The sequence below is a fragment of the Empedobacter sp. UBA7252 genome (assembly GCF_002472765.1).
GTDB classification, from domain to species: domain Bacteria; phylum Bacteroidota; class Bacteroidia; order Flavobacteriales; family Weeksellaceae; genus Empedobacter; species Empedobacter falsenii_B.
This window is the reverse complement of record NZ_DKSQ01000022.1, coordinates 1-11,801: the sequence shown is the minus strand read 5'-3', so window position 1 is coordinate 11,801 and position 11,801 is coordinate 1. Positions and strand designations below refer to the sequence as shown.

Genomic DNA, 11,801 nt, shown 5'->3' with positions numbered 1-11,801 from the left:
CTAAAACGTCTTTATTTTGTAATGATGTTCCTAAAACCGAAATCATTGGTCCTTCGTAAACACCTAAACCTTGTCCTTCGAAATCTGCAGCGGTTAATTCGTTATCAAAAACATAATTATCTGTTGTTCCTTCGAAAACATGCGCTGTAGCAATCATTATATCACCTTTTATTCCTTCAAGAATACCAGCTTTACCCATAATCGCAACAGATTTTACATTCATTTTGAATTTTACATCTCCTACTTTGTATGGTTTCAACAACTCATCCATCGCCTCAAATGCTTGCTCACCAAAGGCATAATCCATTACAATAATCACCTCATTGTTCTTATCTTTTGCATAAGAAAACGCAGAATTGGCAATGTTTACTTTAGATAAATCAATAATCTGAACATCGATATTTGTTCCTGATTGATCTTTGATGTAAACTAAACCATTTTGTTGAGTGTATTCATTTAACGAATCACGCAACATTTTGTTGTTTGCCGCACTCAAATCTTCGTAAATTTCTACACCATCATTTTTGTATTTTCTTTTTAATCCATCATAGGCATACAACATGTTAGACACACTATGCATATTAGCAGAAATAATGTGAATGTTTTTATCTTGAAGATTATTTTCGAATAATACACGTTTGATTTCATTCGCCCATTTTTCTCCAATCATATGATGACCAATCGATTCACGTAAAGTTGACGTAAATGTAATTTCACGTTTCTTTGTTCCGATACGATCTTGTTGGCTAGTATAGCCCATCCAATAAACTACACGGAAAAAATAATCTTTGTCGTCTGCTTTACTGAAATAATGATGAATTTCTTGTGTTTCTTCAAATGTTCTTCCTAAAATCGTCGATAAATGCATCAAAGCAACTTCGCGTTCTTTTCGAGAAATTTCAACTTCATTAAATGCAACATTTTCGATAAATTCCCACGCTCTACTTTTAGAAAGTGTTTCGTTACTAAATGCTCTATTTCTGATTTTATCCGCTTCGTTATATAAAAACGTTAAGTGCGTTAACACATCATAAATGTCAGAACGACCGCGAGAAATTTCGATATTCATCTGGTCATCATCAATTCTATAACAAAAACGACGACGTTTTGCAGGAATAATTGGTGTAAAAATAGAACGATCATAGCCTTCGTCAGATGTAAAAGACACATATGGCGTTTCTACAATTCCTTCTGGTAAACGATCTAAAACATACATTAATCCACTTAATTCTACTTTGTTTGGATCTGTCATTGATCCGTAGATTTCAGGATTAATTTCGAATAATAAATTTCTTAATATTTTTCCAGGTGCACCAGATGGACGGTACACTCCTCTATGAAATAAATGACGCATAGAGATATATAATCTTTCAATAGCGTCAGTAGATCTTCTTGCTCTTGTTATTGACATAATAATTTTTTTTTTACTTTTTTTGGTTGTTTAATTCTTGTTGAATGTCCATTAATTCATCGTACCATTCTTGTCCAAATTTTCGGACCAACGAATCTTTTGCAAATGTTGCAACATTCACTTTCAATTCTTTTCCTAAGGTACAAGCATCTGAGCAGATATCCCATACATCATAGTTCACAGAAGTGAAATTTGAATATTCCTTAACACGAACTGGATACAAATGACAAGAAATTGGTTTTTTATAATCGACCTTTCCGTCTTCGTATGCTTTTTCAATACCGCATTTTGAAAAACCATTTTCTTCGAAAACTAAATAGGCGCATTCGCGATTATTGACTAATGGAGTTACCCAATCACCGTCAGTATCCATTGTGTATTTACCTTCTTGCTCAATCACCGCAATTCCTTCGGGACGCAAATAAGGTTTTACATCTTCATAAATATCGTCTAATACAGTTAGTTCGTCATCATTCAAAGGCGCTCCTGCGTCACCTTCTACACAACAAATCCCTTTACATTTGTTAAGATTACAAACAAAATCTTCATTTAGTAGTTCTTCAGATACAAGGGTTTTTCCTATTTGGAACATGTTACATTAAATTTTGTAACATGCAAAGGTACGGAAAATTCCTCAGAAAAATGTAATTTTGTAAAAGAATAATGGATAATCTACTTTCAAAAATCAATCATCCTAAGGAACTTAGGACTTTTGAAGCGTCTCAATTAACTGCTTTAGCTCACGAGATGCGCGAGTTTATTTTGGATACTTTGAGTGTAAAACCAGGACATTTAGGTGCTAGTTTGGGTGTGATTGAATTAACGATTGCATTACATTATCACTACAATACACCTAAAGATTTGTTGATTTGGGATGTAGGTCATCAATGTTATCCACATAAAATTTTGACTGGTCGTCAACAAATTTTCGATTCTCTTCGTCAGAAAGATGGTATTTCTGGTTTTCCAACGCGTACAGAAAGTGAGTTTGATACATTTGGAACGGGACATTCTTCTACATCTATTTCAGCAATTGTTGGGATGGCAACAGCAGATAAAATCAATCAAATCAATAGAAAACATATTGCAATTATTGGTGACGCATCAATTACTTCTGGAATGAGTTTAGAAGCATTGAATCACCTTGGATCGACAGATTTGGATGTTTTAGTGATTTTGAATGATAATGATATCGGAATTGATCCTTCGGTTGGTGGTTTGAAAAAACATTTTAAATCATTAGAAAATCAATCCGAAAATATCTTTACCAATTTTGGTTTAAATTTCATCGGAACAATTGATGGGCACAACTTTGATGAATTACTGAATGCTTTCAATAAAGCTGATTCAATCAGAGGTCCAAAAGTTTTACACATCAAAACAACAAAAGGAAAAGGTTACGAACAAGCCGAAATCGATCAAGTAAAATGGCATGCTCCTGGTTTGTTCGATAAAGAAACGGGTGAAATAAAATCGAAGAAAAAAGAAAAATCGTATCAAGATGTTTTTGGAAAAACCATGCATCAATTACTTGAAAATAATTCACAAATTGTAGCCATAACGCCTGCTATGTTAACAGGAAGCAATTTAGTAAAATGTCATCAAGATTTCCCAAAACGAGTTTTTGATGTCGGAATTACAGAACAACATGCGGTAACGTTTGCAGCTGGTCTGGCGACGCAAAACACCATTCCGTATTGTATGATTTATTCGACATTTTTACAACGTGCCTACGACCAAGTGATACACGATGTAGCGTTACAGAATCTACCAGTTGTGTTTTGTATTGATCGTGCAGGATTCGTTGGTACAGATGGCGCAACGCATCATGGTTATTTTGATATAGCATATTTACGCGAAATTCCAAATATGATTGTGTCTTCGCCTCGAAACGAAAAAGATTTCAAAAATCTATTGTATACAGCACAGTTTACAACTCGTCCTTTTGCAATTCGTTATCCAAAAAATAATATCCAAACAAGTAATTCTAAAGTCGAAAAAATAGAAATCGGTAAATCTGAAATTATTTTTGAAGGAAATCAATTAGCAATTCTTTCGACTGGATTGATTAGTTCTCGAATCGAAGAAATTATCATCCAAAATCATCTTCAAGATAAAGTTGCTTTGATTGATTTTCCTTTTATCAAACCTTTAGATGAATCTCGTTTAAAAGCTATTTCGTTGAAATATTCTACCATACTAACTTTTGAAGATGGGATTAAAAAAGGAGGTTTTGGAAGTGGAATTTTAGAGTTTCTGAATTCAATACATTACAAAGGAAATATTACAATCAACGGTTATCCAGACGAATTTATCGAACACGCTTCGATTACCGAATTAGAAGAAATCGTTGGTTTGGATGATGAATCAATTTTGGAAATGATAAAAAGTTATTTGTAATGGAAAATGAGTATTTAGAAAAAGCTTTAGTTGGTTTTTTATTAGGTCTAGGAATGTTAATATTTATATCTCCTTTCTATTATCCATATTATAAAAATAAAAAATCGAAACCTAAATTTGGAATTGATTATGCAGTAAAAAGAGAAAATAAATTAGACCATTTAAAAGACGGTTTTAAAGTTTTAGCTTATAATCGATTAATAGGTGGAATTATAATAGGATTTTTCCTGATAATTTCTTCAATTGTCTATTTGGTTTTAGGAATTATTGAATATTTTTAAACTTAATAATTTTCGGTACGAGAGTTGTAATAGCTTTTTCTAATTTATAAACACAACAACAATGAAAAAAATAATCGGTTTATCTTTTATAGCAGTATTGTTAACATTGCAATCTTGCGGTACAACAAGCAACATGCAAGAATTCTACAAAAAATATGATAATCAATCTACTGTAATTCCTTTACCTTCTTTTGCGTTGAAATTAGCTGGAAAAGCTGGTGGAACAGATTTATTTAATTATTTAAAATCGGCTAAAGTTTTTGTTGTTTCAGATGCTGGACAAGGAAAGCAAAAAAGAATCATGAATGATTTGCAGTCATCTATGCGTGGTGAAAAATATGAGAACTTAGTAAAATTCAAAGCGAAAGACAGCCGTTTGAACATTTCATTACAAGAAGATGGCGGACGAGTTAAGAAAATGATTTTTGGAATTAACGGTTTACGAAATGTATTGGTTATCGATTCGAAATTAGATATTCCTAGAACAGATTTAGACAAAATTTTGGACAAAGTTTCGGCTGAAGATATTGCAGATTTAGCAGATATTTTGAAATAATATAGGAAGCCAGCTAATTTGCTGGCTTTTTCTTTTGAAATTACTTTGTAACTTTGTCGCATGAGTGGAAAATTATATTTGGTTCCGACGCCAATCGGAAATTTGGGAGATATGACATTTAGAGCGGTTGATGTGCTAAAAGAATCGGATGTGATTTTGGCAGAAGACACGCGAAATAGTGGTATTTTACTGAAACATTTCGAAATTTCTACTCCAATGCGTAGCTACCATATGCACAATGAGCATCAAGCAACTGAAGATATTATTCGTCAGCTAAAAGATGGTCAAATCATTTCGATTATTACTGATGCCGGAACTCCAGGTATTTCTGATCCAGGTTATTTATTAGCAAAAGAATGTGTAGCAAATAATATCGTAATCGAATGTTTACCAGGTGCAACCGCTTTTGTTCCTGCATTAGTTGTTTCTGGATTACCAAATAATGAATTTACTTTTGTTGGATTTTTACCTGTGAAAAAAGGTCGAAAATCGAAATTAGATTCATTAGTAGAAGAAAAGAAAACGATGATTTTCTACGAATCTCCACATAAAATTGGACGCACATTAAAAGATTTAGCCGAAGCTTTTGGAGCTGAACGCAAAGCAAGTTTATCACGCGAAATCTCGAAAAAATTTGAAGAAACTTTACGCGGAACATTAACTGAATTAGCCGAAATAGCTGAAAAAAGAAATTTAAAAGGTGAAATGGTTTTGGTTATAGAAGGACATCATTAATCGTTGAAGCGAATATCTTTGATATTCAATTGCCAAGTTCCTTTTCCTTGCCAATAATTCATTCCGATTGTGTAAACCATATCAAACGATTGTCCTTTCTCTAATTTTGGTCCAAATTTCCCTAATTTGAAACCAATTGCAGGAAACGTAATACGTGTATCTCGCTGATGTACGTACAAACGCGCGTGTTCTTTACCAACTAATCGGAAATCCGTTGCTAATAAATCCTTCGAAATAAAAACAGGATTCATATTATCTGGTCCAAAAGGCGCCATTCGCATCACCGATTCCAAGAAAGAACGTGTCATATCCTTAAAAGAAATCTCTTTATCGATCAAAATTGATGGCGTAAAATGTTTTCCATTCGACATTTCTTTCACTGTTTGATCAAATCTAATCTTGAATTCTTCAAAGTTTTCTTCTTTCATTGCCAAACCAGCAGCAGCCATATGTCCACCAAACTGTGTTAACAAATCTTTGTTTTTTTCGATTGCCGAATGTATGTCAAACTCTTGAATAGAGCGAGCCGAACATACAATTTCGCCTTCATTATTCTTCGTGCAAACAATGGTTGGTTTATAATACAAATCGACCAAACGAGAAGCAACAATTCCGATTACTCCTTTATTCCAAGAAGCATCGTAAACAATGGTCGAATATTTTTCTTTGGTATTAATTTGATCCAGTTGAAAAAGTGCATCATGTGTCATATCAAGATCCAAGGTTTTGCGTTCATTATTTAATGAATTTATATCATTCAAATATTTACGGCAATCCTCTTCATCTGTACTCAACATAAAACGAACCGCTTCCGAACCGTGTTTTATACGACCTGCAGCATTAATTTTTGGCGCAATAGAAAAAACAACATTCGAAATATTGACATTATTTTTAATATTAGTCGGAATTAATTGCTGAAAAGCTAAACGAGGTTCTGAATTTAATCGTTTCAAACCAGCAAAAGCCAATACACGATTTTCTCCTGTAATCGGAACAATATCAGCCGCAATACTTACTGCAACTAAATCTAAAAGAGATAAAAGATTTTCTTTCGGAAGATTAAATTTCTCGGTATAAGCTTGTACCAATTTAAACCCAACGCCACAACCGCTCAAATCTTTGTAAGGATAGCGACAACCTTTTTGTTTCGGATCTAAAACAGCGTACGCTTTTGGCACAGAACGATCTGGTAAATGGTGATCACAAATAATATAATCTATGCCTTTTGATTGTGCATATTTTATTTCTTCGTGTGCTTTAATCCCACAGTCTAAAGCAATAACAAGTGAAATATTATTTTGTACAGCGAATTCTATACTTTGTTGAGAGATTCCATAACCTTCATTATTTCGGTCTGGAATATAAAAAAAGACTTTCGAGTAGATAGAAGTCAGAAATTCGTAAAACAAAGTTACAGCTGTCGTTCCATCTACATCGTAGTCTCCAAATATTAAGATATTTTCTTCATCATCAATTGCATTTTTGATACGTGAAACCGCATCAGACATTCCTTTCATCAAAAAAGGATCATGCAATTCGTCTAAGGATGGATTAAAATACGATTTGGCTTGAGCAAAATTCGTAATTCCACGTTGGACTAATAAAATAGCAAGCACCTCAGATATGTTAAGCGATTCTCTTAAATCCTTAACAACTTCAGTATTGGGCTGTTCTTTTATTTCCCATCTTTTTTCCATCTCTTTAATTTACATATTTTTTAATTAGAGAGAAGGGTAAAGCGAATATTATTTTGATTTATTTGCTTCTTTCACGTATTTATCTAACGCCATTGTCATTGAAGGCGTTTGTGGTGTTGGCACCTCAATGTCTACACGTAATCCCATCTCTTTTGCTTGATCTACTGTCGATTTTCCGAAAACGGCAATTCTTGTATTTTCTTGCACGAAATCTGGGAAATTTTCAAATAATGATTTGATTCCTGAAGGTGTAAAGAATACTAAAATATCGTATTTTACATCAGACAAATCAGATAAATCACTCGATACAGTTCTAAACAAAGTTGCTTTTTGCCAAGTTAATCCTAAACTATCTAATAAAGTAGGAACATTTGGTTTTAAAACATCAGATGCTGGTAATAAGAAGTTTTCGTCTTTGTGCTTTTTAAATAAAGGCACCATATCCGCAAAAACTTTTTCTCCAATATAAATTTTACGTTTTCTGTAAACAATGTATTTCTGTAAATAGAATGCAATTGCTTCTGATTCGCAAAAATATTTCATAGAGTCAGGAACAGTAAAGCGCATTTCTTCTGCTAAACGAAAAAAATGATCAATAGCGTTTCTACTTGTAAAAATTACAGCAGTCACTTTGCTAAAGTCAATTTTTTGTTGTCTTACTTCTTTAGCGTCTATTCCGACAACTTGGATAAATGGTCTAAAATCAATTTTGATTTTATTTCTTTTTTCAATCTCGTAGTATGGCGAGTTTTCTGCCTGAGGCTTAGGTTGAGATACTAATATTGATTTAACTTTCATAGTAATTTTAGATTACTTTACCTACAATTAATAGTTTTGCTAATACCATTATAGGTAAAATTTCTAGGGTGCAAAGGTACAAAATATTATAATACCAAACTGATTTATTGTCACTTATTTGTTTTGCATATATATGATAAATTTCGAATATTCTATTCAAAAACAACAAAATAAAGCCAATCACCATCAAGTAATCTTTGTTAATTTGTGTGTAAAAAAACAAAAAACAAATAATAAGTAAGAGTAAAACATTTTTTGCATTAACAAAACTCGAACTTTTCATAAAATATGAAACAGAACTAGATTCGTAGAAAACACGATAAAAAATTACCTCAATCATCAACCTAAAGAGCATAATCAAACTGATTAAACCAAAGGTAATTCCGACACGTGAAAGATAATAAAACTTAAAATTTGGAATATGATTATACGTAATATCAAAATACGAAACCAACAACAAACTTATCAGTAAAACCGTCACACCATTGACAATAAAACTAAATAACGTCGTATTATCATCTGTAAAACTCATGTATTCGGTTTTATTATCTAGCGTTTTGAAATTTTTCGCAAACAAGTATTTTGCTGCACAAACCAATAACAAACACACCGTCAAAGCAATAAGAACAGTATCATTGCCAAGTGTATTTTTTCCTATCGAGATTAAATCGTTTGTTTTCATAATTTTTTCAAAAATACAAAAGACTAACAATCTTATAACTATCTTTATGCCCACAAAATAATATTTATGTCGGACAAATTAGTTATTATCCCGACCTATAACGAAAAAGAAAACATAGAAGCCATTATTCGTGCAGCTTTGGCTGTTGACGGAGCATTTGATGTGCTTATTGTTGACGACAGTTCTCCAGACGGAACGAATGATATTGTAAAACGTTTGATTCCTGAGTTTAATGGACGTTTGCATTTAGAAATTCGTACCACAAAAGATGGTTTAGGACGCGCTTATGTACATGGATTTAAGTGGGCTTTAGCAAATAAATACGAATATATTTTCGAAATGGATGCCGATTTTTCGCATAATCCAAATGATTTACCTCGCTTATACCAAGCTTTAGCAGATGGTGCCGATTTAGCTATTGGCTCACGCTATTCTAATGGTGTAAATGTTGTGAATTGGCCAATGAACAGAGTTTTATTGTCTTATTTTGCGTCGAAATATGTGAGCATCATCACGCGATTACCTGTTCATGATGCTACAGCAGGGTTTGTTGGTTATAGAGCAAACGTGTTGAAGTCTCTGGATTTGGATAAAATACAATTCAAAGGGTATGGATTTCAGATTGAAATGAAGTACAAAACTTGGATTAAAAAATTTACACTAAAAGAAGTTCCAATTATATTTACAGACAGAACTTTAGGCGAATCAAAAATTAGTTCTGATATTATTGGAGAAGCCGTTTTTGGTGTAATTTCGTTACGATTAAGAAAAATATTTGGCAAATTATGAAAAACTTGATCTTTTTATCACTGATTTTTTTGAGTATTTTTAGTTGCGCACCAAAAAATTACGACAAACCAAAAGATCTCATCGGTAAATCTGAAATGATTGATATTCTTACTGATTTATATATTAGTCAACAAGGATTGCAGATGTTTCCTATTCAAAATCAAGATCAAAGTATCGATTTAGCAAAAGATGCGGTAGATATTATGAAAAATTATGATATCACATTTCATCAATTTTCTGAGAGTTACAAATATTATATGATGCAACCTGAAAAATTCAAAGAAATGCTGAATGATGTGAAAATAAATCTTGAAGATAAATTATCTGACGAAGAAAAAGAGCGTCAAAAAAATCAAAAGAATAGCTTAAATAATACCATAAAAGCAGAAAAATAACAAAAACCCTCAAGTGAATCACTTGAGTTTTTTTTTGTTTACTATATTTTAGTATACATAATTTTTTTTTAAATAAAATCGAGGCTTTCCAAATGGAAAACCTCTAAAAATGTTATATTTCTCTATGAGGAGAAGATATATATAAAAAATGTTATCACGATGGATTCTGTTCACACAACGGATTCGAATTGATTTCAGCGACAGGAATTATCCATTGCCATTTTAAATCTGTTGGCTCTATTGTATAAACGTTGTTAATAACAGTTGCATTGTGATTTGCTCCTGTACGATCTAATTTTTGACCTAATCGTTTTAAATCGAAGAATCTAAATCCTTCTCCCCATAATTCGATTCGTCTATTCAGTAAAATCTGTTGATAATATGCATCCCCAGAAGTTGTAAATCCTGTGAAAGATGTATCCCTTGCTTTTTCTAAAGTTGTTAATACTGCTTTAGATTCTGTTTCTTTTCCTAATTTATATAACGCTTCTGCTTCTATCAAATACATTTCTGCCACACGCATAAACGGTACATCTCCTAAAGAACTTGATGTACTTTGTGCTAAAAATTTTTGAGATGTATATGCAAATAGTGAATAGTTAGACGGTAAATCTAAACTTGTATGCTTTCCTGTCGGATCCACAACTTGCGTACGAACATCTGTTGTTGGAAAAGCATTGTACAAATTGGTATTCATCACTTTTGGAGCAGTACGAATTTGAGATGAATTGTAATTTCGAGACATATAAGCATGGAAATTTCCGAAATAGTCGGATTGATCTTCTTGAATTGTTACGCCCCACATCCATTCTGGATTTGAATAATCATTAAACCCAGCTTTGTATTGCGTTTGTGACATTAACGAAAATTGTGATTTTACCTCGTTAGCATATTCAGCAGCTTTTGCATAATCTTGCTGAACCAAAGCAACTCTTGCCATAATACCTTTTACATTTTCGATCGAAAAATGTGAAGCATTAGACGCTTTTTTTCCTGTTAAATAAGTTTCTGCTTTGGCTAAATCATTCCAAATTTCAGTATAAACTTCTTGTACAGTTGCACGCGTTTTTGGATCAACATCTTTTGGATCATCTCTTAAAACAACTCCTAAATCAGAATTTGCGGCACCTGCTACATATCTTTTACCATACAACTGAACTAATTGAAAATATCCAAATGCACGGTAAGCATAGGCTTCTCCAATAGCTTGATCTTTTATATCCTGATCTCCCGATGCATCATCTCCGTATGTAATAATGTTATTAGCATTTTTGATCATTTCGTACCAAAATGTCCAAGGATAAGATGAAGTTGTAGAAGAATTGTTGCTTTGAGAAATCCATCTTAATTCACTTACAAACCAGCCATTTCCAGTAGAAGGAAATACAACATCTTCTCCCATTACATCTGTAATAATCAGTTGTGCTGTATAACCATTATTACCTTGAGATTCATTTTGTCTAACATACATATTTCTATGCATTCCATTTATTGCAGCCATTAAGTTATCTGCTGTAGAATAAATTGTTTGATCACTTACTGAGGATGTCGGAACAACATCTAAATAATCATCATTACATGATGATAACGAAAATGATGATAATCCAATAACTACTAGTAATAATTTTATCTTTTTCATTGTAAATTCATTTTTTTAGAAAGAAACATTTAGTCCTAAACTTACTGTTCGAGACGGAGTGTAACGATAAGTTGTTGTACCGTTGAATGACTGCGCTGGTTCTAAACCTTGTCTTGCGGTCCAAGAATATAAATTCTCACCAGAAACATAAACTTTCAAATTGCTTAAACCAATTCCTTCAATTGCTCGTTTATCGAAATTGTAACCTAATTGTACTGTTTTGATTGTTAAATAATCTGAACTAACCAACCATCTTGACGAAGCAGCAGAAGCATTTGTTGTATTCGCAGTACTCATAATTGGCACATTTGTAACATCTCCTGGACTTTTCCAAGCTGATAACATATCTGTACTAATTGCTTGTCCTTGTGGATAAGAACTCATTAATAACGCATAATTACTATCATATGTTTTTCCT

12 protein-coding genes and 1 pseudogene are annotated in these 11,801 nt (G+C 32.6%); 6 read left to right on the top strand and 7 right to left on the bottom strand.

All coding sequences use genetic code 11. The annotated features are described in order from the left end of the window. Both B2X73_RS03960 and B2X73_RS03955 read right to left on the bottom strand, forming a co-directional pair. Positions 1-1,411: DUF6909 family protein (locus B2X73_RS03960; protein WP_291095787.1), on the bottom strand; the 1,411-nt coding region annotated here is incomplete at its 3' end. 13 nt (positions 1,412-1,424) lie between these two features. Continuing rightward, positions 1,425-2,003, bottom strand: a complete 579-nt coding sequence (locus B2X73_RS03955) for a DUF3109 family protein (protein WP_219034044.1) — start codon at positions 2,001-2,003, stop codon at positions 1,425-1,427. 71 nt (positions 2,004-2,074) lie between these two features. Here B2X73_RS03955 and B2X73_RS03950 point away from each other — a divergent pair, with 71 nt between their 5' ends. From B2X73_RS03950 to rsmI, 4 genes are all read left to right on the top strand, one after another. Beyond that, the gene (locus B2X73_RS03950; RefSeq protein ID WP_291047966.1) at positions 2,075-3,811 is read left to right on the top strand and encodes a 1-deoxy-D-xylulose-5-phosphate synthase; all 1,737 of its coding nucleotides are present in this window, start codon (positions 2,075-2,077) and stop codon (positions 3,809-3,811) included. Further along, the gene (locus tag B2X73_RS03945) at positions 3,811-4,092 is read left to right on the top strand and encodes a hypothetical protein (protein WP_219034042.1); all 282 of its coding nucleotides are present in this window, start codon (positions 3,811-3,813) and stop codon (positions 4,090-4,092) included. Before B2X73_RS03950 ends, B2X73_RS03945 begins: the two co-directional genes overlap by 1 nt. Positions 4,093-4,153: 61 nt before the next feature. After that, on the top strand, positions 4,154-4,648 hold the full coding sequence (locus B2X73_RS03940) for a DUF4252 domain-containing protein (RefSeq protein ID WP_038336746.1): 495 nt from the start codon (positions 4,154-4,156) through the stop codon (positions 4,646-4,648). A 60-nt stretch (positions 4,649-4,708) separates the two neighbouring features. Further along, positions 4,709-5,383 (top strand): 16S rRNA (cytidine(1402)-2'-O)-methyltransferase, encoded by a 675-nt coding sequence (gene rsmI / locus B2X73_RS03935; protein WP_221854392.1) that lies wholly within the window; start codon positions 4,709-4,711, stop codon positions 5,381-5,383. On the opposite strand, the gene recJ is transcribed toward rsmI, so the two are convergent. Genes recJ through B2X73_RS03920 form a run of 3 tightly spaced genes read right to left on the bottom strand, consistent with a single transcriptional unit; the run spans position 5,380 to position 8,560 of the window. Continuing rightward, positions 5,380-7,080: a single-stranded-DNA-specific exonuclease RecJ gene (gene recJ / locus B2X73_RS03930; RefSeq protein ID WP_221854393.1), complete on the bottom strand. Its 1,701-nt coding sequence runs from the start codon at positions 7,078-7,080 to the stop codon at positions 5,380-5,382. The genes rsmI and recJ overlap by 4 nt on opposite strands. 48 nt (positions 7,081-7,128) lie before the next feature. Further along, positions 7,129-7,878, bottom strand: coding sequence for a uroporphyrinogen-III synthase (locus tag B2X73_RS03925; RefSeq protein WP_019974792.1), 750 nt, complete (start codon positions 7,876-7,878; stop codon positions 7,129-7,131). 7 nt (positions 7,879-7,885) lie between these two features. After that, a complete protein-coding gene (locus tag B2X73_RS03920) occupies positions 7,886-8,560 on the bottom strand; it encodes a DUF4271 domain-containing protein (protein WP_221854394.1) in 675 nt (224 codons plus the stop codon). 66 nt (positions 8,561-8,626) lie between these two features. On the opposite strand from B2X73_RS03920, the gene B2X73_RS03915 reads away from it, so the two are divergent. Next, positions 8,627-9,349 (top strand): polyprenol monophosphomannose synthase, encoded by a 723-nt coding sequence (locus B2X73_RS03915; protein WP_280037302.1) that lies wholly within the window; start codon positions 8,627-8,629, stop codon positions 9,347-9,349. Next, on the top strand, positions 9,346-9,744 hold the full coding sequence (locus B2X73_RS03910) for a DUF4296 domain-containing protein (RefSeq protein ID WP_286495291.1): 399 nt from the start codon (positions 9,346-9,348) through the stop codon (positions 9,742-9,744). The genes B2X73_RS03915 and B2X73_RS03910 overlap by 4 nt, the downstream gene beginning before the upstream one ends. Before the next feature lie 154 nt (positions 9,745-9,898). Here the strand turns inward: B2X73_RS03910 and B2X73_RS03905 are convergent, their stop codons facing one another. Together B2X73_RS03905 and B2X73_RS03900 are read right to left on the bottom strand one after the other, a co-directional pair. After that, positions 9,899-11,383 carry a RagB/SusD family nutrient uptake outer membrane protein gene (locus tag B2X73_RS03905; RefSeq protein WP_286494932.1) on the bottom strand — a complete coding sequence of 495 codons (1,485 nt, stop codon included), beginning with the start codon at positions 11,381-11,383 and terminating at the stop codon, positions 9,899-9,901. Positions 11,384-11,398: 15 nt separating this feature from the next. Continuing rightward, positions 11,399-11,801, bottom strand: a pseudogene (locus B2X73_RS03900) (SusC/RagA family TonB-linked outer membrane protein); the annotation flags it as partial.